Source organism: Dolichospermum sp. UHCC 0406 (assembly GCF_009712025.1).
GTDB lineage: Bacteria > Cyanobacteriota > Cyanobacteriia > Cyanobacteriales > Nostocaceae > Dolichospermum > Dolichospermum lemmermannii.
Genome location: NZ_VILA01000025.1, coordinates 51,918 through 77,364, shown reverse-complemented (window position 1 = coordinate 77,364; position 25,447 = coordinate 51,918). Strand labels below are relative to the sequence as shown.

Genomic DNA, 25,447 nt, shown 5'->3' with positions numbered 1-25,447 from the left:
GAATCAGGATGTCCAGGATTAAAGGATTTGCAGGATGTTGTTGTTGATTTGACGTGGGGATTTTGAGGATTTTTTTGTCTGAATCAGGATAACCAGGATTAGAGGATTTTCAGGATGTTGTTGTTTGATTGTCTATGAGAAGTACAGATTTTAGGATGTTAGATAATAAATTATCCGTTAAATTATTTGTTGTTATTTGTTGACTGTTGGTGTAACTGTATTTTATCATCTTTCAATATTCACAGATAATTTATCAATAAGAATTTGTCTGAATCAGGATAACCAGGATTAGAGGATTTTCAGGATGTTGTTGTTTGATTGTCTATGAGAAGTACAGATTTTAGGATGTTAGATAATAAATTATCCGTTAAATTATTTGTTGTTATTTGTTGACTATTACTGTAACTGTATTTTATAATCTTCAAATCTTCACAGACAACTTATCAATAACAATCCTGTACATCCTAAAATCCTGGACATCCTGATTCAGACAATTAAAATTTCAGCATCCCACCAATAACTTACAAATAACAATCCTGTAAATCCTAAAATCCTGGATATCCTGATTCTGACAAAAAATATGAATCAGATATTTTGATTATGTTGGGTTTCCTTGCGTCAACCCAACCTACTAGCTACAAATCACAATCCTGGACATCCTGATTCAGACAATGACAATTTCAGCATCCCACCAACAACCTACAAATTACCAACGAACCATACAAACTGTAGGTTGGGTAGAACACAGTGAAACCCAACAAATTAATCATTATCTATATTATTGTGAAAGTGTTGGGTTTTCTCAGCTAAAGGTAAAAGATGAGCGATCACACTAAGTTATGATAATCTATATGAGAGTGAAATTAAATAGTTATTATCTAGTATTTTATGGTTCGTATTTACAAATTAACTCAAGTACCATCTATTGATGATTACGTAACTGGGTTGACTGCAATTCAGTCTCGTATCAGTGAAAAACAACGTCGTTTACTTCAAGTGCAGTATCATACCCCCAATAGGAAAGTAACAGCAACTCAGCTTGCAGAATTAGCTAATATTGAAGGTGGTCGTCCAGTTGTTAACTCTCTATATGGAAGAATGGGACATTTATTTTGCGATGCAACTGGATTTGACGCTTATAAACATATAGATGATAAATATTTTTGGTGGTCTGTTTGGTCTATTGGTTATGCAACTCGTAAGAATTTTATATGGGAAATGCACTCTGAAGTTGCTGAAGCTTTAGAGTTATTAGGTTGGGTTAATAAAAATGATCAATTTGTAGATAAAGCTGAACCTTCTAATTTACTATATGATAAAATTTTTAATGAATTAGTATATGAAAGAGATGATCGTAATCCTCCTGATAATAGGCGACTTGCACAATTTAAGATGGGATGGTTAAATGCAAAATCACCGAAAAAAATCTATACAAATAAAACATTAAATAAGCGTCTGACATGGAACAATTTAGGATATCGTTTTGGCACGCAATTAGGTCATTTAGATGATTTTTATATAGAAGAAATTTATAATTTTTTTGCGTGTAAATACATAGCAAACTATGAAGTTAACCTTGAACATATAAGCAAAGATACAGTATTTTTTGCTGAAGAAGTTAACCCATCAGAAATTTTTCGTGAAGGTGCAATACGTCAAATCTCTGTCAATGCCTATGAACGTGATCCGAAAGCACGTCAAAAAGTGTATTTCACACTATGGTACAAGTTGTTTTGTTTGTGGATTCAATTTTGGTAAAATTTTTGGTGAATTAGGTGAAGGTTTTATTCATGTTCATCATCTTAAACCACTGTCTCAAATAGGCACAGAATATGAGGTTGATCCTGTAAAAGATTTACGTCCTGTTTGTCCAAATTGTCATGCAATGATTCATCGAAAGTCACCTCCTCTTAGTATTGATGAAATAAAATTCCTGATTTCATAAGTTCTTAGTTCTTGGTCCGTAGGGTGTGTTAGCGCCAGCGTAACGCACCATTTCAATAAAAAAATCAAAATGGTGCGTTACATTTCATTAACGCACCCTACAATTAATTAACTATAAGCCTCCATCGGTAAACAAGAACAAACAAAATTCCTATCCCCAAAAGCAGCATCTATTCTCCCCACACTTGGCCAGAACTTATATTCCTTATTCCAAGGTGCAGGATAAGCAGCTTGTTCACGGGAATAGGGATGATTCCACTCACCAATAATCAAACTTTCCGCAGTGTGAGGGGCATTTTTCAAAAGATTATCGTGAATATCCATTTTACCAGATTCAATTGCGGCAACTTCCTCACGAATCGCAATCAAAGCATCACAAAAACGATCTAATTCCTGTTTAGATTCACTTTCCGTTGGTTCTACCATAATTGTCCCAGCAACAGGCCAAGAAACAGTAGGTGCATGAAAACCATAATCCATTAACCGCTTCGCAACATCATCAATTTCAATCTGCGCTGATTTCTTCAAACTTCGCAAATCTAAAATACATTCATGTGCCACCAAACCATTTTTTCCCTGATACAAAACCGGATAATATGACTCTAATTTCTTAGCCATGTAATTAGCATTCAAAATGGCAATTTTGGTTGCTTCCGTCAACCCATCTGCACCCATCATGATAATATACATCCAAGAAATCACTAAGATACTCGCACTACCCCAAGGTGCAGCGGAAACAGCGCCCAAATCACCACCCATTCTCACCACAGAATGTCCTGGTAAAAAGGGGACGAGGTGGGAAGCGACACCAATGGGACCCATACCGGGACCACCACCACCATGGGGAATACAGAAGGTTTTGTGTAAGTTCAAATGACAGACATCTGCACCAATATCACCAGGACGACAAATACCCACTTGGGCATTCATATTAGCCCCGTCCATGTAAACTTGTCCACCGTGACTATGAATTACCGCACAAATTTCTTGAATTGCTTCTTCAAATACCCCATGAGTTGATGGATATGTCACCATTAAAGCTGATAATTCATGACTATGTTTTTCAGCTTTGGCTTTTAAATCTTCAACGTCAATATTACCATGATCATCACAAGCAACTCCCACTACTTTCATTCCACACATTACCGCACTTGCGGGATTTGTACCGTGTGCAGATTGGGGAATTAAACAAATATTTCTGTGTCCTTCTCCGCGACTTTGATGATATTCATGAATTACCAAAAGTCCCGCATATTCACCTTGAGAACCTGCATTTGGTTGTAAGGAAATTCCGGCAAAACCTGTAATTTCTCCTAACCATACTTCTAGTTGTTGGAAGAGAATTTGATAACCTCTAGTTTGGGAAATTGGCGCGAAAGGGTGGATTTTCCCAAATTCTGCCCAAGTTACGGGAATCATTTCTGAAGTTGCGTTTAACTTCATGGTACAAGAACCCAAGGGAATCATGGAAGTTGTTAATGATAAATCCTTGCTTTCTAGTTGATGTAAATAACGTAATAACTCAGTTTCTGAATGGTAACGGTTAAAAACTGGGTGAGTGAGATATTTACTTGTCCGTGATAATTGAGAATGAGAAATTGCTAATTCTTCCACAGTAAAAGGTAATTGATCTTTCAATGCGAAAATTTGCCAAAGGTCAATTAAATCTGTTTCTGTGGTAGTTTCATCTAAGGAAATACCCACAGTGGAATTATCAAAAATTCTCAAGTTGATATTTCTCTCATGTGCAGCGTCGAGAATTGCTGCTAATTTGGTATTTCCTAATTCTACCCGCAAGGTATCAAAGAAGTTTTCCGAACCGATTTTATAACCTAACTTTTGCAAACCTGCGGCTAAAGTTGCGGTAAGTTCATGGATATTTTGAGCGATCGCTCTCAGTCCGTCCGGTCCATGATAAACTGCATACATACTCGCCATCACTGCCAATAAAACCTGTGCCGTGCAGATATTACTGGTGGCTTTATCTCTGCGGATGTGCTGTTCACGGGTTTGCAACGCCAAACGTAAGGCAGGTTTACCATTCACATCTTTTGATACCCCCACAATGCGCCCTGGAACAAGTCGTTTATACTCTTCCTTCGTGGCAAAATAAGCAGCGTGTGGTCCCCCAAATCCCAAAGGAATTCCGAAGCGTTGGGTACTGCCTACGGCAATATCAGCCCCTAATTCACCGGGGGGTGTGAGTAATAATAAGCTCAGAGGATCTGCGGCTACAGTCACCAATGCACCCTGAGCATGAGACTTTGTGATAAAATCGCAGTAATCGTAAATTGTCCCGTCGGTTGCGGGATATTGCAGAATCGCACCAAAGATAGTTTCGGAAAAATCAAAGGTTTGATGATCACCGATAATGATATTGATGCCTAAAGGTTTTGCGCGTGTTTGCAAAACATCAATGGTTTGAGGATGACATTCACTAGAAACAAAATAGTTATGAGATTTATTTTTGCACACACCATAACTCATACTCATTGCTTCTGCGGCTGCTGTCCCTTCATCAAGCAAAGAAGCGTTAGCAATTTCTAAACCCGTTAAGTCAATAATCATGGTTTGGAAATTTAACAACGCTTCCAAACGTCCTTGGGCAATTTCTGGCTGATAAGGGGTGTATGCTGTGTACCAACCGGGATTTTCTAAAATATTGCGTTGAATGACGGTAGGGGTAATACAGTCGTAATATCCCATGCCGATAAATGAGCGATAAACTTGATTTTTATCCGCTATTTGCTTTAATTTTGCCAGTGCTGCATATTCGCTTTGTGCTGCTGGTAGGTTGAGGGTTTGATGAAACCGAATTGCCTGTGGTACTGTTTTATCAATGAGGTCATCAAGGTTGGAAAGACCTAATATATCAAGCATTTGCTTGACATCATCAGGGTTTGGTCCAATGTGTCTTTGTGTAAAGTTGCTCAATGTGCTGGTTTGAGTGCGCGGGGGATTATATACCACAAATTGTTCTCCAAGGAGTTCTGTATTAATATATTGTAATGATCACTTTTGGATATTAGGGTTTTTTCTAAATTTTGTTTCGCGCAAAGGGGCAAAGGAGCAAAGACGCAAAGGAAGAAAGAAATCTGAAGTTTAAGTATTGGTGGAATTTATTGATTGGTAATGTTTCCATTTTTGCTGTAGTCGCTTTCTTTTTTCTGGTGTTAGGGTATGGAAACAGTGAGGACAGGAAATATTTTTTTCATATTCTGGGGAGGTTTTATCTGTTTCGGAAATGGGATATCCACAACAAAAGCATAATTCTTGATTTCCTGTTTCTAAGTTATGACTAACTGCGACTCTTTGATCAAAAATAAAACATTCTCCTTCCCATAAACTTTCTTCTGGGGGAATTTCTTCTAGATATTTGAGAATGCCTCCTTGGAGGTGATAAACTTCTTCAAAACCTTGAGAAAGTAAATAAGATGAGGCTTTTTCACAACGAATTCCTCCAGTACAAAACATGGCTACTTTTTGATGTTTTTTGGGATCAAGATGTTGTTGTACATATTCGGGAAAGTCTCTAAATATTTGAGTTTGCGGATTTTCTGCTCCTTTAAAAGTCCCAATGGTGACTTCATAATCATTGCGGGTATCAATGACTGTGACTTCTGGGTTGGAAATTAAATCATTCCAATCTTCAGGTTTGACATAAGTTCCTACTTTTTCCGCAGGGTTCACTTCTGGTAATCCCAAAGTCACAATTTCTGGCTTTAACCTAATTTTTAACCGTTCAAACGGGGGAATTTCCGTGTAAGATTCTTTATGTTCTAAATCTGCAAACCGCGAGTCATTGCGAAGAAAGGCTAAAACTGTGTCAATTTGCTGACGAGAACCAGCAATTGTGCCGTTAATTCCTTCCTGTGCTAGTAAGATAGTTCCTTTAATTCCTTGTGATTGACAAAAGGACAATAAAGCTGCTTGCAGTTCGCTACAATCAGGTAGACTCACGAATTTATATAGTGCAGCAACAACTGTCTGATTTTCTTGGTTCATGGTCTTGTCAAATTAATAATAATAGTTTATGATAGTGTGGTTATGTAAAATCAACCCTTTTTACATAAAAAACAGACTTGGGGGTTTAGCTCAGTTGGTAGAGCGCCTGCTTTGCAAGCAGGATGTCAGCGGTTCGAGTCCGCTAACCTCCATTAATTATACAAAAGAAAACAGATAAATTCCCTTGCGTCTTTGCCCCTTTGCGCGAAACACAATTCATCTATCTATGTTTAAATACTAGTGAAAAGTTATTTGCTGGCATGGGGTGAGTTTGATGCAATGTCAGATTTTGGGCTTCAGCAGCTTTTACTACATCTTCTAAATTACGCACTCCCCAATCTGGATTCTGTGCTTGTAAAGACTCATCAAAATCAGCGTTACTGGGTGCGGTATGTTCTCCATTTTGTTTATAGGGACCATACAAGTAGAGTATACCACCAGGTGGCAGAATCCGTCCAGCCCCTGCCATTAGTCCTAAACAGGCTGACCAAGGGGAAATATGAATCATGTTAATATTGACAATGGCAGAAATAGGTGGTTGTGGTATTATCTCTTTTTCCACAGGCCAAATTGGTGAACTTGCATCTAAATCTAGGGGTGGCTGCATGGCTTCACAGGGGAAAAATTCAGTCCACGCGCTAATACTAGCACGCAGTTCTGGGTTAGGGTCGGAAGGTAGCCATTGTCGAGGTGCGAGGTGGTAGGAGAAAAATGTAGCGTGTTCACCTGTGCCACTGGCTATTTCTAAAATAGTCCCATGTTGAGGCAATATTTGTAAAAGCAATTCTAGAATCGGTTCGCGGTTGCGCTGGGTTGCGGGGGCAAATTTTCGCTGGTCTGCGGGTGTGTTCATATCTGGCGAGCATTCACTATGATAATTAAATTAGCAGCGCTTCCTAGGTCTCGCTATCTCTTCGAGACGCTACCGCGAACGCTATCGCTCAATTTTAGCTTTTTTCGCCATATCACAGGAGAACAACTTGCCTAAATCTATTCATTCCACCCAACCTCCGCTTAAATTTATCCCTCAACGTCATAATCCCTTTATTGTGAAAATTGTATCTTGGTTTTTGCCTTTTATTTTGCGGGTGAGAACTAGACCTTGGCTACCTGCGGGTATTGTCAATATTGAAGCTAAAAATGCGGAAGTATTAGCCAAGTTATACCACGATTTTCAAGCAGGTAAGGTCAGATTTTTAATTGCTTTTCGTCACCCCGAAGTGGAAGATCCTTTATCTATGTTATACCTGTTATCACGGATTGTTCCCAAGGTGGCAAGAGAAAAAGGAATTAGTCTCAAATACCCTGTTCACAGTCATTTTATGTACGAACGGGGAATGACGTTATGGGCGGGAAATTGGTTAGGATGGTTATTTTCTCGACTTGGTGGTGTACCCATTCGTAGGGGAAGACGCGTAGATAGAAATGCTATCCAAATGGCCAGAGAATTATTTGCTAATGCAGAAATGCCGATTGCGATCGCTCCTGAAGGTGGTACAAATGGACATAGTAGCATAGTTAGTCCTTTAGAACCTGGTGTGGCACAGTTAGGTTTTTGGTGTGTGGAAGATCTAAAAAAAGCTAACCGCGAAGAACAGGTTTTTATTATTCCTATTGGCATTAAATATAGTTACGTTAATCCCCCTTGGCAAAAAATAGATTGGCTTTTATCTAAATTGGAAGCTGATAGCGGTTTACCTAGGACGGAACTTAGTACAAATGGAAAGGAACGGGAAGGAATTTTATATCAGCGGGTTTTGCGTTTAGCTGAATATCTAATTTCGGAAATGGAGGAATTTTATCACCGTTTCTATCATCAAGATTTTCCAGAAATTATCACTTCAGAGATTCCTATAAATGAAGTGTTAATTACTAGATTACACCGTTTGATGGACACTGCTTTGAAAATCACAGAAAAGTATTTTAATCTTCAGTCTCAAGGTAATTTTATTGATAGATGTCGCCGTTTAGAAGATGCTGGTTGGAATTATATTTATCGAGATGATATTGCCGATATTCAAAGTTTACCACCTTTCAAACGTGGTCTAGCTGATTGGATAGCTGAAGAAGCCGATTTAAAAATGCAACACATGAGAATTGCTGAAAGTTTTGTGGCTGTTACTGCTAATTATATTCTCGAAAAACCCACTCCAGAAAGATTTGCAGAAACCCTTTTATTAATGTTTGATATGTTGTCTCGCATTCAGGATTCTACTTTACCAGGAAGACCACGTTTAGGTTTAAAACAATCCATGATTTCTGTTGGTGAACCGATTAATGTGAATACAATATGGGAAAGTTGTCAAGGGAATAAACAAGCTTTGCGAAAGGGTGTTAGTGAGTTGACGCAGGATTTACAGGTGATGTTGGAGGGGTTGATTAAGGATTAGGTTCACGCAGAGGCGCAGAGGCGGGGAGAGGGTTTTGTAATAGTTTCATTTACCCTCGAAACTATTACACATCTGCAATTAACCTAGCCTTTCTCAAGAAAAATTGTAGTACAGTTTCTTCGCGGGAAATGATATCAACTCTACCTTCCATTCCCAATTGAATGTGACAAAGGTTTTTCCCTTTACCTAAAACCAAACTTTCTGGTTTAATAGTCACCTCATAAAAGGCATTTGGGGAAGTTGCTTTTGGACTAGTATTAGGACGAGAACTCGCCTCATTTGTGCTATTTTGTCGGGGAGTAATAGCATCTGGAGAAATTGCCTCCACTTTGCCATTGAGAGTACCATAATCCGGGTAAGGACAAGCACTAACTCGCATTTGGACTGGTTGACCTATTTTGAGCTTACTTTTCGCTTCCGATGGCACTGCTGCCTTAATAATCTGATTAACATTGTTGGGGACAATCTGCAATATCTCCTCCCCAGGACGCACCGTTTGACCAGAATTACGCAAGTTGATTTGAGAAATAATACCATCAGCCGTAGCCGTAATGGTAGTTTGATTTAGTTCAGTTTCCACTTGTTTTAGTTCGCTGGTATCACGTTCTAGCTGTTTTTCAGCTTCCATGCGTTGCTTAATCAGGGCTTGATATTCTTTCTCTAAAGCTGCTTTGTTACTTTCACCAGCAGCTTGTTCTTGGGCTATGCGCTCATTAGCAATTTTAACTTCAGCATCACTGGGATTTAAGGCAGCTTTAGCACGTTGCTTTTTAGCGATCGCAACAAATAGTGCTTGTTCTTGCTGTTTTGTAGCTAACTGTGCTTCCTCTAATTGATTCTTAGACAATGCTTCTGCTAGACTCTCATATCGCTTTTGCTTTAACTTCGCTACATTCAAAGCTGCTTCAGTGGAATGAAGGTTAGCATCAGCTTCTTCAAGTTCAGAAATAGTGGTAATTTGTTTATCATGATATTGTCGTTGATGATCGCTTAATCCAGCTTTGGCAGCATTAACAATCCGATTAACTTTATCAGTTTCGGCTCTAATTTGACTGTCAAGAATTTGCATTTGAGCATTGATTTGTAATATTTGCAATTTACCTTGCTGAATATTAGTTTGCAGTTGATTTTTTTTAGTTTGCAAACGAGAGTCATCAATAATAGCGATGGCATCTCCTATTTTCACAACTTGATTTTCTTTGACATAAATCTGCATAACTTTACCTTCAGTTGCAGCCTGGACAATTCGCAATTCTCCAGATGGACGCACAACCCCCTGTCCTTGGATTGTCACCTTATATTTAGCGACTGCGGCTACAGGAATAGCTAGTCCGAGAACGCAGAGAATAAACATACCGCCAAAGGTAGTCCAACGAGCAATTGGAGGTAGGAATTCATCTGTTTGAATAGGGGGTAAAAAGTCATTTTTGCTAGTCATGGTTACTCCAAAATTTACAATGTATGCAGAGCAGCAAAATTCTCGTTCCCATACTCTGTATGGGAATGAATTCTAGAAGGCTCTGCCTTCCTTCAATAACATTAGAGGCAGAGCCTCTGCGATAGCATTCCCAGTCAGAGACTGGGAACGAGTTATATAATCCTTAATCTAAAAAGTCTAAATGTTCGCCAGGAATTTTAGATAAATCTGCTGGTGTGCCTTGGACTTTTAACCGTCCTTGTTCTAAAAATACAATCCAATCTGCACACTGGATTACCTTGGGACGGTGACTAATTAAAATAGTGGTTTTACCCTGACGATATTCTAAAAGCCTCTTGAGTATTTGCGCTTCACTCACTGGGTCAAGTGCGCCCGTAGACTCATCTAAAATCAACAGAGGTGGGTTAGTAACTATGGCTCTAGCTATGGCTAATCTTTGTTTTTGTCCTCCCGAAAGATTAGCTCCAAATTCTCCTAAAACAGTTTGATATTTATCAGGTAATTCACTAATAAATTCATCTGTCCCAGTAATTTGACAAGCCTTGACAATTTCCTCAAAACTGATGTGAGGATAGCTGAAATGGAAATTATCAATAATAGAACGACTCCAAAAATGTGGTTCTTGAGGAATTAAAATTACCTGTTGTCGGAGACATTCCAAAGATATATCCTGTTGATTATAAAGACCATAACGAATATTTCCTGACTGGGATTTATATAAACCAGTCATTAATTTTGATAGGGTACTTTTACCACAACCAGATTTACCAATTAAAGCAATGACTTGACCACCAGGAATAGTTACAGAAAAATCTTGCAATAAATCAACTCTACCTGTGTGGTGAAAATTAATTTCTGTGCAAGTAATCTCTGCATTAGCAGGAATTTCTACCCACGGCTTTTTAAAATCATTTTCATCTTCTGGAGTCGCATCAATAACTTCTGTCAGCCGTTGAATAACTATTTGGGAAGTGATAAACTCATCTACTAAACCAATAACAGAACTTAAAAAGCCGAGAAGATTACCACTCATGCCGTTATAAGCCATCAATTGTCCAATTGTTAAAGTCCGATTAATTACTAAGTAGCTACCAATCCAAAGAATACCAATATTAATAAATGTCGAAAGAATACTTGTAACTGTGCTGCTGTAAAGTCTTAGCTGCATAGTAGTCCAAGACAAGTTAGCCAAACGACCAAAATTTCCTTGATATTCTTCCCAGGCTTGGGGTGTAGCTTGGGTAGTTTTTAAGACTTGTACTCCTCGAAATGTTTCCACCAAAAAGCCTTGGTTTTCTGTACCAGAAACAATCATATTGCGGGTTTTCTGTCGCAGTGCTGGTAAAAAAAGCCAGTTAACACCCGTAATTATGATAAATGCAACTATGGAAGCTAGAGTTAACTCCCAAGTATAAAAGAGCATAAAGCCCAAGGAGACGACAGCAATAAAAAATTGACTGGGTAATCCCAAAACAATCTGAGAAACTAAGTTATTGATAGCGTGAACATCTGCAATGCGGCTGACAACTTCCCCGCTACGTCGTCCTTCAAAATAAGATAGGGGTAAATGTAAGAGTTTGCGCCCGTATTCTAGAATTAGTCCTAATTGTAATCTTTGTCCGAAATGACCAATTAGGTGGGATTGGACGAAACTAATGGCGCTTTTAATTAAGTTCATGGCGATAACGCCAATAGCGACGGTAGTTAATAGTTGGGTATCTCCACGCACTAGAACATCATCCGTAAGTAGCTGCATCATGAAGGGAGATGCGAGGGAAAGTAGTCCAATAGCGATATTTAGGGAAATGGCTTGGGCTATAATAAAGCGATAAGGGTAAATCCGTTGCAGATAACGACCAAAACCAGCAATTTTATCTGATTCTTGTTGATAAAAGCGGCTTTCATCTGGAAGCAGCAGCAACATCACCCCATTATTCCAACCTGTAATTAATTCTTGGTGAGTCAAGTAACGAATACCAACGCTGGGATCGCCAATGACATATTTATTACCCTTCTGCCCATATAATACTACCCAGTGGTAGCCTTTCCAGTGAATAATCGCAGGGAGAGGGGTTTGATCTAATTGATTGATGAGTTGAGGAGAGGCTTTAACTTGTCTAGTATGGAATCCCAGGGCTTCTGCACCCCGTCGTAATCCTAACAAAGTAGTTCCTCTCGCCCCAGTACCAACAGCTTCGCGCACTCGATTGAGGGTAAATGTGCGTCCGTAGTGTTGGGAAATTGTGGCTAAAGCGGCTGCACCACAATCTTCTTCACTGTGTTGAAGGACTATTTTGTATTTCATTTTCTGGCGTGATTTTTGAGGAGAAAATATAGTCAAATAAATTGACTGTATTGAATATTGAAGGAGAATTTACACAGAGAGATTAGTTAACTTGAGATTGAGGTGAATAATTTAGGATCACTATAGGAAGGTTTTGAATTTATTAAAAAACCCTGATTCAGATCCCTGACTTCTTGAAATCTGATTAGTTTAATCTATCTAAATACTCGATAAAGATCAAGATCATAGGGATTACCAGGAGTGTAGTTATTGTCTTGAAATTCATATATTTGCCCATCACGCAAATCCATAGTTCTAAACTCCTTAAACTGATTTCGACCATCAGTATCAAATCTAATTATTCCTTTGGGAGCAGTATATATCCATGCTTCATTAGGTCGAATTGTGTATAGATTACCATCCAAATTATGAGTTATGGTGTATCTTGTTTTGTTTCTAATGGTAAACACCTCATAACCACCAGAAATTATTTCCGCAGCTTGTTCGTCAATTTCTTGAACCAAACCAAAATTCTGCAAGATACTTTGGTTGTTTAACAGGGCTTTTTCTGCTGTGATAGCCATTTGATTTTCTCCTAAAAGTTGGTGTTTAGGAAATACGCGCAATATTTACAACCTTGATGTCATAGAATAGAAAACTACCAGCCCCCACATAGTAGTCGTTCTTGCAAAGTGGACATAAAGGTAAAAAGCAAAGGTTTTATTTTGAGGGGATATTATTCACTCCTCTATTTTCAGTATATGAGGAAAAGAATATTTTTCAAGATGAATTAGACAATTTTTATTTTTCTTTTGTTTTTCGATTTATTGTGATAGATTCTGAATTGTTCTATCGTGATTAGCTGATTTTTGATGAAAAAACTGTTTTAAAAAATACCGTTTTTGATATTTTCCTTGAGTTTTAATCTAAAATATCCGGTATAAATGCAATATCTCTTATTTATGCTTCAGTTTTTTCACGACCATTTCTTTCACGTTTGAGACTTTCTTCTAAAGCCTCGATTTGTTCCCGACGGGCTTCTAATTCTAAACTACGACGGGCTAAATCAAGATTTAGCAAGGTTAAACTTTGCTGCCAATTCTCTATTTTTACCGCTTCTTGTTTGAGAAATTCAGGAGTAATTCCCGTAGAAATATAGATTTGTACTAGATTAATTACCCAATCAGTAGCATCTTCAATTGTTTCAATTTCACCTGTAGGAGATAGTTTACTAAGACTAATAAGTTATTACTTGTAGCATGACCTTTGCCTCAAAGAATTAAACTTTCTTCCGAAATTGTTAACCAAAAGTTCTGTGATTCTTGTCGTGCTAATAAACGTAATTGATATTGATATAAAAAATCATTTTTATGTACTTGGGCAAGATATAACATAATTTTTAGGTAATAGGTAATAGGTAATAGGTAATCTTCCCAATCACCAATCACCAATCACCAATCACCAATCACCAATCACCATCTACGATAACGTCTCTAGACGTATGCGTAAAATTTCCGCTTGTTTTTGTGCTTCTGCTAAAGTCTCTCTTGTAGTCTGTACTACATCTGCGGGGGCTTTATCCACAAATTTAGAATTGCTTAATCTCGCACTTAAAGATTCCACTTCTGCTTCGGCTTTTTGCAAGCTTTTCTCCAGTTTCGCACGAACGACTTCAATATCTACAACTCCTTTTAAGGGAATTACTACCTGTACAGTCCCGATAACACCAGCAATGGAATTTTCTTTTTCCTGGGGTACGGTTGGTAGTAATTCTGGTTCAATTGGTGTTTCACTGGGTGGAAAGTATTTTGCAAATAACTCTTCTCTTGCTTCATATTTGAGTAAATAGCGGATAATAAACCAACCTACATAACCCAAACCAATTATTTCAAAGCTAGTCCCAAATACGGGAATATCTAACGCAGTATTTCCCACAAATATAGCTACTTTTAAGCTAATAAGGGCAACAACTATTAAAGCAATGATCTTGATTCCACCCCAATATTTATTATCTTCAATTTTTGCAATCTCTTCGGGAATCACAACAGGATTAACATCAACAATTGTTAAAGTTTCCACTTTGGCTAAATCTTGAATATAAGTCTGTCCCGCAGTGAGAATAAATCTTTCACTTGCGCTTTCACTTTGCAAATTTGCAGTAATTTTTACCCCTGGTTTAATATCTGCTTCTGCCCGTAAATTGCGAATTGTGCGAATTGTGCCAATCAATAAATCAAACTGTGTTTCCAAAGCTGAATCAATCAGATTATCATCGGCTTCAGGATATGCTTGTAAAGGTAAAAGTTGAGGATTTTCTGCGGGTTGTTGCGTGAGAGTTTGCCAAATTTCCTCTGTAATATGGGGCATAAAGGGATGGAGTAATTTTAAAATCCCTTCCAAAATGTAGGCAATGATTTGTTGGGCAATTTTACGAGATGTGGGTTCTGCATCTTTTTGTAATCTGGATTTGACTAATTCAATATACCAGTCACAGAAATCACCCCAAATAAATTCATAAAGTCCTTTTGCTGCTTCCCCTAAACCATAATTATCAATGTCATGATTTGTTTGTTTAACAACTTGGTTGAAACGGGAAACAATCCACTTATCACTCAATTCTGTGGGAACTGGTTGACCTAATTGGGCTGGAGTTTGTCCATCCAAATTCATCATCACAAATCGGGCAGCATTCCACAACTTATTGGCAAAATTGCGAGAAGCTTCGACCGAAATAGATTCATCTTTTTTACGGTCATATTCTAAGCGAATATCTTGACCTGCACCAGCAACTTCCTTAATTAAGGTATAGCGTAAAGCATCAGTTCCATATTTGGCAATCAACAATAAAGGATCAATGCCATTATTTGCCGATTTCGACATTTTCTTATTATTTTCATCCCTGACCAAACCATGAATGTACACAGTTTTAAACGGCATTTTTCCGGTAAAATGTGTTCCCATCATTGTCATTCTGGCGACCCAGAAAAAGATAATATCAAAACCAGTAACGAGGGTAGCAGTAGGATAATATGTGGCTAAATCTTCGGTTTCTTCCGGCCAACCTAAAGTAGAAAATGGCCACAGTCCTGAAGAAAACCAAGTGTCTAAAACATCGGGGTCTTGAACTAATTTCACATCTTCCCCAAATTGCACTTTGGCTTTTTGTAGCGCTTCTGCTTCATTGCGGGCGACAAAATAAGGTGTGGAATCGGTAATTTCTCCTTGAGTTTCGCTGACAGCATACCAAGCGGGGATTTGATGCCCCCACCACAACTGACGAGAAATACACCAATCACGTAGATTTACCAACCAATCACGATAAACTTTATGCCAACGTTGGGGGACAATTTCGGGGGAATCTTGGTTATCGAGGAAATCTAAAGTTTTATCAGCCAGGGGGCGGATTTTTACAAACCATTGGGTAGAAAGCAGAGGTTCAACAGGGACTTTTCCGCGATCGCTATAAGGTACTGTATGTTTATATTCCTCAACTTTGACTAAAACACCTTCAGCATCTAAACGGGCTACTAAATTTTTCCGTGCCACAAAGCGGTCTTGTCCCTGAAAATCACCAGCATTTTCATTGAGTGTGCCGTCCTTATTCATAATATTAATGAACGGCAAATCATGACGTTTACCCATTTCAAAATCATTGGGGTCATGGGCTGGAGTCACCTTAACGCAACCTGTGCCAAAAGTCGCGTCCACCAATTCATCACCAATAATGGGGATTTCCCGGTTCATAATTGGTAAAGTTACGGTTTTCCCAATCAGGTGTTTATATCTGTCGTCATGGGGGTTAACAGCCACACCTGTATCACCTAACATGGTTTCGGGGCGAGTTGTCGCCACTTCCAGAAAGCCAGAACCGTCGCTGAGGGGATAACGGAAATACCACAGATTCCCATTGACCTCTTTGGGTTCTACTTCCAAATCAGACACAGCCGAACCAGAAGCAGGACACCAATTGACTAAATAGTTACTACGATGAATTAATCCTTCTTCATGGAGGCGAATAAATGCTTCTAAAACAGATTTTGATAAACCTTCATCTAAAGTAAAGCGTTCCCGCGTCCAGTCTACGGATACACCTAAGCGTTTTAACTGATTAATAATTGTGCCGCCGGATTCCGCTTTCCATTGCCAAGCCCGTTCTAGGAACTTTTCGCGCCCTAAATCATGGCGAGTTTTGCCCTCGGCTTTAAGTTGCTTTTCTAAAATCGTTTGCACTGCTATACTAGCGTGGTCAGTTCCCGGCAACCACAGGGTATTACGTCCCTTCATGCGGTGGTAACGCACCAGGGTATCAATCAAAGCCCCTTCAAAGGCGTGACCCATGTGCAAACTGCCAGTCACGTTAGGTGGAGGGATAACGACGCAGTAAGGTTCGCCCTTGTGGTTGGGGTCAGCTTTGTAAACTTGGTTGTCTTCCCAGAATTTTTGCCATTTGGCTTCTGTGGAGAAGGCTTCGTAAAGACTGGGGAGATTAGGAATAGTTACGGTCATGCTGGGAATACTAGGTTTATAAGGATTCTACTAAATTTTGCCACAGGCTTGAGAAACCTTTGTGATTCAGTTCTGGTTAATTAACAATAGACATCTCCGAAAAAGAATGTAGAGACGTTAAATAGATCCTCACTACAATTTATAAGCGATTATAGTTTTTACTTCTATAGGACTTCTATTTGATTTTTGGCGTTGCTGATTTGAGGTATGAAAATGATTTTTGATGATTTCAAAACCCTTGTAGAGACCTTCCATGGAAGGTCTCTACACCTAAATTCATACCTGGTTTCAGCAACGCCTGATTTTTGATAGCTTGCGTGGCGTAGCCATGACTCAGTAGGTATCAATTCTGTCTTTCCTGTTCCCTGTTCCCTGACCACACAAGTAAATTCACATTTATTAATACAGAGTAGTGAATCGTTGTGTAAATTTTGCCCAGGAATATATTAACTCAAATTGGTATGACTAAAGTGGGGATACCGGGTGTTACTATTGGCTTACAGGCAGAAGATCCAACCCTGGCAGACCTACTGAAACTTGAGGGCTACACAACCGGTCAATTCGGCAAGAACCATCTTGGTGATTTAGATCAGTTTCTACCCACAGCCCATGGATTTGACGAATTTTATGGCAACCTTTATCACTTGAATGCTGAAGAGGAACCTGAGAACGAAGACTATCCACCTGTGGGTAAGTATCCAAACTTAGATGACGCGCGTCCAAGGGGTGTACTTCATAGTTATGCAGGTAAAGATGCTCATCCAACATCATTATGCACAGATGGTGGGTATGTGGATAGAAGTCCTAGTAAACCTGAGCTTAATGAAAAAACTCTTGATCAACGAATCTGCGATACTGGTCCCCTAACTCAAAAGCGGATGGAAACTGTAGATGAAGAGTTTTTAGGGGCCACAAAACAGTTCATTACAAACGCAAAAAACGAAGAAAAGCCGTTTTTTGCCTGGTTTAATACCACTCGTATGCACGTCTTTACCCACCTAAAGGATGATTCTAAGGGAGTAACTGGACAAGGGATTGAAGCAGACGGTATGGTAGAACATGATGGTCAGGTTGGTGAACTTGTTCAATTTATCAAAGATCAAGGCTTAGACGATAACACTATCATCATCTATACCACAGACAATGGCGCGGAAGTATTTAGCTGGCCAGATGGTGGTACAACTCCTTTCCGTAGCGAAAAGAATACTAACTGGGAAGGTGCTTTCCGTATTCCAGCTATCATCCGTTGGAAGGGTCATATTCCTGAAGGTGTTGTCTCTAACGATATTATGTCTCACCTAGACTGGGTGCCAACTTTGATGGCTGCGGCTGGTGTGACAGATATCAAACAGCAACTTCTTAAAGTCAAAGACCGAGAAGAAACCATTAAAGAACCCATTCCTACAAATAAATATGAGGAATTTGCTGACGAAAACAAGGGTGTTCACTTAGACGGTTACAACTTCTTACCGTACTTAACAGAGACAAGATCATCTCTAAGAACAGAATATCCAAATGAATTCTGCCATGACATAAATACGGAAACAACTGATACAATTTGTTCACCTCGTCATCAGTTCGTCTACCTCACAGATGACGGCTATCCAGCAGCAATGCGCTATGATGACTGGAAACTGTTGTTTAGTGAGCAGCGTGCAGAAGGCTTTAATGTTTGGGAAGAACCCTTTGTGGAGTTGAGAGTTCCTAAGTTATTTAACTTACGCCGTGATCCTTTTGAGAAAGCTTACGTAGAGTCCGATAATTACGTTGATTGGCGTTTCCGTCGAATTTTCTTAATTGGTGATATGCAGCTACGTCTAAAACAATTTTTGGATACATTCAAGGCAGATCAATATCCTCCTCGTCAAAGACCTGCTACTCTTAGTGTGAAGTACATGGTGGATGAGATCCTCAAAGACATACAGAAGACATACCCGACAGGGACCAAATCTGAGCCTTTAGTTATGCCCAGCGAAGCAAAACTACCATCAGAGTTTGGTGTAGTTGTTGACCAACTAGGTAAAATTGTAGACAAGTTGAGAACCATTTCTAATAAGTGAGTCTACTCAGTGGTTAATTTTTTGACTACACTACGGTGTAAGCAAAATTAAAAGTTAGGAGGATCTCTGAAAGGCTATTGATCCTTGATCCTCCTGATTTTCTTGACAAAAATCTTACCTACATTCAAGGAGAAATATAATCATGTCTACTGTTTTAAATTCTTGGAACGATAATTCTAAGAATAAGGAACAAATCATAACTTTTGTGGAAAAAATCACCACAGAAGGACCTGATTTTGTGCCAGTGGAAGATCGTATTGCTGTTTTTGATAATGATGGAACTTTATGGGCTGAACGACCTAATTATTTCCAAGCAGACTTTATAAAGTCACAGACTGAAGGAGAAGAAGCAGCAAGAAATGTAATCAAACCAGATTTAAGTCAATTTCCTGAAAATATCCGCAAGGCAATAAAAGATTCCGAGGGAAAGATTGATCGAGAAGGGGTTAGTTTTCTTATTGATGCTTTCCAACAAATCTCAACAGATGAATACATCACAAAAGCTGGAGAATTTGTTAAACAGAATCACAGTTCTATTTCTTTCGAGGATGACGGTCAGGACTTTGTTAGGTTTGATGCTCCATATATAGACCTAACTTTTAAACCTGTAATTGAGTTAGTCCAGTATCTCCAGTCAAAGGAATTTCAAGTCTATATTTGTTCTGGTGGTGAGGTTCATTTTGTTCGCTCTTTTGCCGAAGAAGCCTACGGTATTCCCCCTCAAAATATCATTGGTTCAGCCTTCTTCAGATTGTTTGATCAGCAAGATGGTGGAGTGTTGGTGCGTAAACCGATTCTATGTCAGTATAATGATGCAATGGGTAAACCATCAGGAATTGAACTTCATGTTGGCAAAAGACCAATTATTGCAGTGGGTAATTCTAGTGGTGATTACCAAATGTTTCAATATACTAGTGCTGACAAAGATAAATCTTTGATAGTATTGATCAATCACGATGATGAAGAACGTGAATATTGCTACAATAATGTTCCCTACGCAAGAGATGATAATGAAACTCTGAATCAATCTCTAGACCATGCTCAGGATCATGAGAATTGGCTTGTTGTCAGCATGAAAGATGACTTTAAGACGATTTTTGAAAAAAATCCACCGCGACTATCAGCTTCAAAAAGTAAAGTTGCAAAAACTTCAATACCATCGGAGCTTAGTGCAATGATTCAGCAACTAGACAAGATTGTAGACAAATTAAAAGACCTTTGTAACTGAGTTCACCCGGTTGTTAAATTTTTGAATACACTGCGATGTAAATAATATTAGAAATCAGGAATATTTGTACAGATATTAATCTTTGATATTCCTAATTTTCTCTAAAAAACGTATTACTATTAACCATTAATAGTAATTAGTAGCTTGAGTAATATCCACCTGACAAAGATTTAAATCAAGAGATTGTATTGTTTAAAAATGAAAATAGTTATGAAAAATATTTGGTTAAAATCACTAATTCTTAGCTTGTTAATCATAGGCCTGTTTTTCGGGTTTTCCCCAGAAGTCAAGGCATCTTCTCCAGAACATAGCTGTCCAGAGGGAATGGTATTTATTCCTGGTGGAACTTTTAATATTGGTTCAGATGCTCACTACGATTCAGAACGTTCTGCTGAAGATATTACCGTTAATAGTTTTTGTATGGATAAATATGAAATTACTAACGCCAAATTTGCCCAATTTGTCAAAGAAACCGGCTATATTACAGTGGCAGAACGTCCTTTACCAAAAGATCAATTTCCTGGTTTATCAGATGATAGTAGAAAACCGGGTTCTTTAGTCTTTCAAATGGCAGACCCAGAAGCGAAAAGAGTCCGCTATTTAAGCTGGTGGAAATGGACTTTAGGTGCAAATTGGCGACATCCTTTCGGACCGGATAGTAATATTAATGGTAAAGACAATTATCCAGTTGTTCAAGTTGCCTATGAAGATGTTAAAGCTTATACCGAATGGGCAAAGATGTCACTACCAACAGAAACCCAGTGGGAATATGCGGCTCGTGGGGGACTCAATCATGCTATTTATAGTTGGGGTGAACAATACTCGGAAAAGAAAGCTAATACCTGGCAAGGATTATTTCCAGTTTTCAATACTAAAGCAGATGGTTATATTGGCACCGCACCTGTAGGGTCTTTTCAGCCTAATGGTTATGGATTATATGATATTACTGGTAATGTCTGGGAATGGACTACTGATTGGTATCGTCCTGGTCATGACCATAAGAGTCACACTTCAAATCCTCAAGGTCCTTCTAAACAAGAAAGCTTTGACCCAAGAGAGCCAGGAGTTGCTAAACACGTTATTAAAGGTGGGTCTTATCTATGCGCTCCTAATTATTGTAGTCGCTATCGTCCTGCGGCCAGGGAGTCTCAATCACCAGATACAGGAACAACACATATTGGTTTTCGTTTGGTAAAATTACTTAACTAATTATCTGCGCTTCCTGGCTATATAATAGTCTGAAAAATAATGTAGAGACGTTCGATAGAAATTTCCTGCTTACACTCCCTTAGAGGGTGTAATGATCAGCTGAACAAATATGGATTTTACGTAAAAAACAGGATATTTTTTTTAAAGATTTGATAAAACATCCCCACAATTAACCAATTCATTAGAGAATATCTAGCAGACAATAGCTTATAAAACTTAGGAGTTATACAGAAAATTATTGAATAAGGATGTGTTTTTTTTGTTATCAATGTGGATAATATAAAAAAGCATGACACAGATACGGAAAGTAGATGTTAGCAAAAGGGAAAATATGAGAATTTTAGTGACGGGCGGTGCTGGTTTTATTGGTTCTCATCTAATTGACCGACTCATGAATGATGGTCATGAAGTCATCTGCCTGGATAATTTCTATACAGGAAAGAAACACAATCTCCTCAAATGGTTAGATCATCATAATTTTGAACTGATCCGTCACGATATCACCGAACCAATTCGGTTAGAAGTGGATCAAGTTTATCATCTGGCTTGTCCGGCTTCTCCAGTGCATTATCAGTATAACCCAATTAAAACAGTTAAAACTAACGTTATTGGCACACTCAATATGTTGGGGTTAGCTAAACGAGTTAAAGCTAGATTTTTATTAGCTTCCACCAGTGAAGTCTACGGAGATCCAGAAGTTCATCCCCAAACTGAAGATTATCGAGGCAGCGTCAATCCCATTGGCATTCGCTCATGTTATGACGAAGGTAAGAGAATGGCGGAAACCTTAGCATTTGATTATTACAGAGAAAATAAAGTCGAGATTCGCGTCGCCAGAATATTCAATACTTATGGACCGAGAATGCTGGAAAATGATGGTCGCGTAGTCAGCAATTTTGTCGCGCAAGCATTACGAGGTGTGCCTTTAACTGTTTATGGTGAAGGTCAACAAACCCGGAGTTTTTGTTATGTTTCCGACTTGGTAAATGGACTAATGCGATTAATGAATGGTGAACATACTGGCCCCATAAATTTGGGTAATCCTGATGAGTACACTATCTTAGAACTGGCGCAGGCTGTGCAAAACTTGATTAACCCAGATGCACAAATTAAATTTGAACCCCTACCTGCTGATGATCCCCGTCGTCGTCGTCCCGATATTACTAAGGCACAAACTTTGTTAGATTGGGAACCTACTATTCCTCTGCAAGACGGTTTAAAATTAATGATCGAAGATTTCCGTCAACGTTTTCAAAAGTAGTGGTTTAGTAATTCACAACTGACAACTGTACGGGCGAAGCATTTGGAGAACTATTTTTGGCAATGACCGATAATTTATCTTCCAAATGCTTCGCCTCTACTAACAACTGACAACTGTACGGGCGAAGCATTTGCAGAACTATTTTTGGCAATGACCGATAATTTATCTTCCAAATGCTTCGCCCCTACTAACAACTGACAACTGTACGGGCGAAGCATTTGCAGAACTATTTTTGGCAATGACCGATAATTTATCTTCCAAATGCTTCGCCCCTACTGACAACTGACAACTGTACGGGCGAAGCATTTGGAGAACTATTTTTGGCAATGACCGATAATTTATCTTCCAAATGCTTAGCCCCTACTAACAACTGACAACTGTACGGGCGAAGCATTTGGAGAACTATTTTTGGCAATGACCGATAATTTATCTTCCTAATGCTTCGCCCCTACTGACAACTGACAACTGTACGGGCGAAGCATTTGGAGAACTATTTTTGGCAATGACCGATAATTTATCTTCCAAATGCTTCGCCCCTACTGACAACTGACAACTGTACGGGCGAAGCATTTGGAGAACTATTTTTGGCAATGACCGATAATTTATCTTCCAAATGCTTCGCCCCTACTGACAACTATAAAAAACGGGGTTTTAAAAATGCGTGTTTGCGTAATTGGTACTGGTTATGTTGGTTTAGTAACAGGTGCTTGTTTGGCTCATATTGGCCATGATGTAATTTGCATAGATAATAACGAAGAAAAAGTAAAATTAATGAAGTCTGGGCAGTCGCCGATTTTCGAGCCAGGACTCTCGGAAATTATGCAGTCTGCCATTAGTAGTGGCAATATTCAATTTTCTAGTGATCTCGCGGCTGGTGTTAATCATGGAGAAATCCTGTTTATTGCCGTGGGAACTCCTCCTTTACCCAATGGTGAAAGTGATACCCGATATGTAGAAGCTGTGGCTCGTGGCATTGGCGAAAATCTTCAAGGTGGCTATAAGGTAATTGTCAACAAATCTACTGTCCCCATTGGTTCTGGTGACTGGGTAAGAATGATTGTTTTAGACGGGATTGCTGAACGTCAAAAAACATTACTGATATCTGGTGATACAGCTAGTGATGATAAATTATCGAAGATTGCTAATGATTTTGATGTCGTCAGTAATCCAGAGTTTCTCCGGGAAGGTTCAGCAGTTCATGATACATTTAACCCTGATCGGATTGTCTTAGGTGGCAATAGTCAACAAGCCACTGGCATGATGAAAGAACTATATGCGCCAATTGTCGAACGCAAATTTGCGGCTGATAAATCTTTGCCTCCTGTTCCAGTTTTGGTAACAGATTTAAGTTCGGCAGAAATGATTAAATATGCCGCTAATGCCTTTTTAGCCACCAAGATTAGTTTTATTAATGAAGTTGCTAATATATGCGATCGCGTGGGTGCGGATGTTACCCAAGTAGCAAAAGGCATCGGTTTAGATTCCCGTATTGGTAGCAAGTTCTTACAAGCTGGCATTGGTTGGGGTGGTTCATGTTTTCCCAAAGATGTTTCTGCCCTGATTCACACCGCTGATGATTATGGCTATGAAGCCCAACTCATGAAAGCCGCTGTCAGTGTTAACGAACGCCAACGCTTAATTGCCCTAGAAAAACTGCAACAGGCTTTAAAAATCCTCAAAGGTAAAACTGTGGGACTACTCGGTTTAACCTTCAAACCAGATACAGACGATTTACGGGACGCACCGGCACTAATCTTGATTGAACAACTCAACCGACTGGGAGCTAAAGTCAAGGCTTATGACCCCATTATTTCCCAAACAGGAATGCGTCATGGTCTTTCCGGTGTATTAGTAGAAACTGATGCGGAAAGACTAGCAGATGGCTGTGATGCTTTGGTACTTGTCACCGAATGGCAACAGTTCAGCACTTTGGACTATGGGAAAATGGCAAAATTAATGAACCACGCCGTTATGATTGATGGTCGTAATTTCCTTAACCCCCAAGCAATGGTAAAAGCTGGATTCCAATACGTGGGCGTGGGGAGGTAGGGGAGGTTGGGGAGGTTGGGGAGGTTGGGGAGGTTGGGGAGGTTGGGGAGAAATTTTCTTCTTTCTTCTTTCTTCTTTCTTCTTTCTTCTTTCTTATCCTGAACTCCTGATAGCGAAGCGTGGCGTTAGCCATACTCCTGAACTCCTGACTCCTGACTCCTGACTCCTGACTCCTGACTCCTGACTCCTGACTCCTGACTCCTGACTCCTATAAAAATTAAAATGCCGCCCAGAGTCAACTAGGCGGCGTTAATTTTTTCTCAATTTTAAGAACTGTGAGGAATTCTTTCTATTTCCGCATAACCACTAAAAATCAATCTTTGACCTTCTGTTTCTAAACGATTTAGTCGCATTTTTACCCCATCTAAATCAAAGCGATCTAAATCAACCATATTATCCAAAATTTCTACCAATGCCAGACTTAAAGTCTGGGAAATTTCTCTTTGTGCTTCTGGAACTCCCTCAAGTTCAATCTTAGGTTCTTTGAAAGAAACCCGCCTTCTTCTTTCAATTCCGACACCAATGGTCATACTTAGGGGTATGAGTTCACCGTTGTTTAAATCGGCTTTAGCTACCAAATGCAAGCGATTTTCAGGTAATAACTTGACTTCAACTTCGGTAAAAGAAACTGGTTCACCACCAGATATTTCGATCAAAGTGGGTTCAGAAAGGTTCAGCAGCCGCTTTTTCACCAATTCCGACTCAAAAGCTCGATTAATGCCTACTTCTGATAAAATCACCTGGGCTACTGCTTGGGTGGGTTGTTTGAGAGTAAGTTTGCCACTTAAAACCGAGCCGAAGTCAATGGCTACAGCGTCGGTTTCAAAGGACATTTCCTCAACTGCGAAATCTTTGCGAATTACTAAGCCGCGACCGTTCATTTTAAAGCTATCAATGCTGCCTTGCAACAGTTTGCTGGAGGGATAGCAGCGCACAAAGACTTCTACCGACTCGCTTTGGGTAAACAGGTGGCGAATCGTTTGGCTGGCGACTGTGTTGAGCATTCGCTCTCCCCAATCGGTGCTTTTGGTATCTGTTAAACCAGTAAGTCCGCCGAACATTAGGTTTTAGTC

21 protein-coding genes, 1 tRNA gene and 1 pseudogene are annotated in these 25,447 nt (G+C 39.2%); 9 read left to right on the top strand and 14 right to left on the bottom strand.

Going from position 1 to position 25,447, the window contains the following annotated elements; all coding sequences use genetic code 11:
• Positions 1 to 888 precede the first annotated feature (888 nt).
• Both FJR09_RS24815 and FJR09_RS26260 read left to right on the top strand, forming a co-directional pair.
• Positions 889 to 1,758: a hypothetical protein gene (locus FJR09_RS24815; protein ID WP_217357031.1), complete on the top strand. Its 870-nt coding sequence runs from the start codon at positions 889 to 891 to the stop codon at positions 1,756 to 1,758.
• A complete protein-coding gene (locus FJR09_RS26260; protein ID WP_371416419.1) occupies positions 1,670 to 1,945 on the top strand; it encodes an HNH endonuclease in 276 nt (91 codons plus the stop codon). Before FJR09_RS24815 ends, FJR09_RS26260 begins: the two co-directional genes overlap by 89 nt.
• Positions 1,946 to 2,052: 107 nt before the next feature.
• Here FJR09_RS26260 and gcvP read toward each other — a convergent pair whose 3' ends face one another.
• Together gcvP and FJR09_RS20045 are read right to left on the bottom strand one after the other, a co-directional pair.
• Entirely contained in the window at positions 2,053 to 4,914 is a 2,862-nt protein-coding gene (gene gcvP, locus FJR09_RS20050) for an aminomethyl-transferring glycine dehydrogenase (protein WP_168653276.1), read from the bottom strand.
• 132 nt (positions 4,915 to 5,046) lie between these two features.
• Positions 5,047 to 5,949 (bottom strand): rhodanese-related sulfurtransferase, encoded by a 903-nt coding sequence (locus FJR09_RS20045; RefSeq protein WP_168653275.1) that lies wholly within the window; start codon positions 5,947 to 5,949, stop codon positions 5,047 to 5,049.
• Between the two features lie 79 nt (positions 5,950 to 6,028).
• Here FJR09_RS20045 and FJR09_RS20040 point away from each other — a divergent pair.
• Positions 6,029 to 6,101 (top strand) — tRNA-Ala (locus tag FJR09_RS20040).
• A 68-nt stretch (positions 6,102 to 6,169) separates the two neighbouring features.
• Here the strand turns inward: FJR09_RS20040 and FJR09_RS20035 are convergent.
• A complete protein-coding gene (locus FJR09_RS20035; protein WP_015081130.1) occupies positions 6,170 to 6,802 on the bottom strand; it encodes a DUF938 domain-containing protein in 633 nt (210 codons plus the stop codon).
• 127 nt (positions 6,803 to 6,929) lie between these two features.
• On the opposite strand from FJR09_RS20035, the gene FJR09_RS20030 reads away from it, so the two are divergent.
• Positions 6,930 to 8,339, top strand: coding sequence for a 1-acyl-sn-glycerol-3-phosphate acyltransferase (locus FJR09_RS20030; RefSeq protein ID WP_015081129.1), 1,410 nt, complete (start codon positions 6,930 to 6,932; stop codon positions 8,337 to 8,339).
• Between the two features lie 64 nt (positions 8,340 to 8,403).
• Here FJR09_RS20030 and FJR09_RS20025 read toward each other — a convergent pair whose 3' ends face one another.
• From FJR09_RS20025 to FJR09_RS20005, 5 genes and pseudogenes are all read right to left on the bottom strand, one after another.
• Complete coding sequence (locus FJR09_RS20025) at positions 8,404 to 9,777, bottom strand: HlyD family secretion protein (RefSeq protein WP_168653274.1); 1,374 nt, start codon at positions 9,775 to 9,777, stop codon at positions 8,404 to 8,406.
• A gap of 163 nt (positions 9,778 to 9,940) precedes the next feature.
• Positions 9,941 to 12,082 (bottom strand): peptidase domain-containing ABC transporter, encoded by a 2,142-nt coding sequence (locus tag FJR09_RS20020; protein ID WP_168653273.1) that lies wholly within the window; start codon positions 12,080 to 12,082, stop codon positions 9,941 to 9,943.
• Positions 12,083 to 12,276: 194 nt separating this feature from the next.
• Positions 12,277 to 12,645 (bottom strand): hypothetical protein, encoded by a 369-nt coding sequence (locus FJR09_RS20015; protein WP_148761035.1) that lies wholly within the window; start codon positions 12,643 to 12,645, stop codon positions 12,277 to 12,279.
• Between the two features lie 376 nt (positions 12,646 to 13,021).
• Positions 13,022 to 13,455: pseudogene (locus tag FJR09_RS20010) on the bottom strand (hypothetical protein).
• 85 nt (positions 13,456 to 13,540) lie between these two features.
• Positions 13,541 to 16,567: a valine--tRNA ligase gene (locus tag FJR09_RS20005; RefSeq protein ID WP_168653272.1), complete on the bottom strand. Its 3,027-nt coding sequence runs from the start codon at positions 16,565 to 16,567 to the stop codon at positions 13,541 to 13,543.
• Between the two features lie 431 nt (positions 16,568 to 16,998).
• On the opposite strand from FJR09_RS20005, the gene FJR09_RS20000 reads away from it, so the two are divergent.
• The 4 genes from FJR09_RS20000 to FJR09_RS19985 all read left to right on the top strand — a co-directional run bounded on the left by FJR09_RS20000 (position 16,999) and on the right by FJR09_RS19985 (position 22,325).
• Positions 16,999 to 18,627 carry a sulfatase-like hydrolase/transferase gene (locus FJR09_RS20000; protein WP_217357029.1) on the top strand — a complete coding sequence of 543 codons (1,629 nt, stop codon included), beginning with the start codon at positions 16,999 to 17,001 and terminating at the stop codon, positions 18,625 to 18,627.
• Between the two features lie 142 nt (positions 18,628 to 18,769).
• Complete coding sequence (locus FJR09_RS19995; RefSeq protein ID WP_168651251.1) at positions 18,770 to 19,855, top strand: HAD family phosphatase; 1,086 nt, start codon at positions 18,770 to 18,772, stop codon at positions 19,853 to 19,855.
• A 210-nt stretch (positions 19,856 to 20,065) separates the two neighbouring features.
• Positions 20,066 to 21,064 (top strand): formylglycine-generating enzyme family protein, encoded by a 999-nt coding sequence (locus tag FJR09_RS19990; RefSeq protein ID WP_254433167.1) that lies wholly within the window; start codon positions 20,066 to 20,068, stop codon positions 21,062 to 21,064.
• Positions 21,065 to 21,395: 331 nt separating this feature from the next.
• Positions 21,396 to 22,325 carry a UDP-glucuronic acid decarboxylase family protein gene (locus tag FJR09_RS19985; RefSeq protein ID WP_015081118.1) on the top strand — a complete coding sequence of 310 codons (930 nt, stop codon included), beginning with the start codon at positions 21,396 to 21,398 and terminating at the stop codon, positions 22,323 to 22,325.
• Positions 22,326 to 22,329: 4 nt separating this feature from the next.
• On the opposite strand, the gene FJR09_RS25995 is transcribed toward FJR09_RS19985, so the two are convergent.
• Genes FJR09_RS25995 through FJR09_RS19970 form a run of 5 tightly spaced genes read right to left on the bottom strand, consistent with a single transcriptional unit; the run spans position 22,330 to position 22,895 of the window.
• The gene (locus FJR09_RS25995; protein ID WP_256370276.1) at positions 22,330 to 22,455 is read right to left on the bottom strand and encodes a hypothetical protein; all 126 of its coding nucleotides are present in this window, start codon (positions 22,453 to 22,455) and stop codon (positions 22,330 to 22,332) included.
• Complete coding sequence (locus FJR09_RS25510) at positions 22,400 to 22,543, bottom strand: hypothetical protein (RefSeq protein ID WP_168204385.1); 144 nt, start codon at positions 22,541 to 22,543, stop codon at positions 22,400 to 22,402. The genes FJR09_RS25995 and FJR09_RS25510 overlap by 56 nt, the downstream gene beginning before the upstream one ends.
• On the bottom strand, positions 22,488 to 22,631 hold the full coding sequence (locus FJR09_RS25505) for a hypothetical protein (protein WP_158310546.1): 144 nt from the start codon (positions 22,629 to 22,631) through the stop codon (positions 22,488 to 22,490). The genes FJR09_RS25510 and FJR09_RS25505 overlap by 56 nt, the downstream gene beginning before the upstream one ends.
• Complete coding sequence (locus FJR09_RS19975) at positions 22,576 to 22,719, bottom strand: hypothetical protein (RefSeq protein WP_158310545.1); 144 nt, start codon at positions 22,717 to 22,719, stop codon at positions 22,576 to 22,578. Before FJR09_RS19975 ends, FJR09_RS25505 begins: the two co-directional genes overlap by 56 nt.
• Positions 22,720 to 22,751: 32 nt before the next feature.
• The gene (locus FJR09_RS19970) at positions 22,752 to 22,895 is read right to left on the bottom strand and encodes a hypothetical protein (RefSeq protein ID WP_254433166.1); all 144 of its coding nucleotides are present in this window, start codon (positions 22,893 to 22,895) and stop codon (positions 22,752 to 22,754) included.
• Positions 22,896 to 22,982: 87 nt separating this feature from the next.
• Here FJR09_RS19970 and FJR09_RS19965 point away from each other — a divergent pair, with 87 nt between their 5' ends.
• On the top strand, positions 22,983 to 24,374 hold the full coding sequence (locus tag FJR09_RS19965; RefSeq protein WP_015081117.1) for a UDP-glucose/GDP-mannose dehydrogenase family protein: 1,392 nt from the start codon (positions 22,983 to 22,985) through the stop codon (positions 24,372 to 24,374).
• Between the two features lie 266 nt (positions 24,375 to 24,640).
• Here FJR09_RS19965 and FJR09_RS19960 read toward each other — a convergent pair whose 3' ends face one another.
• A complete protein-coding gene (locus FJR09_RS19960) occupies positions 24,641 to 25,435 on the bottom strand; it encodes a DUF2993 domain-containing protein (protein WP_015081116.1) in 795 nt (264 codons plus the stop codon).
• Positions 25,436 to 25,447 lie beyond the last annotated feature (12 nt).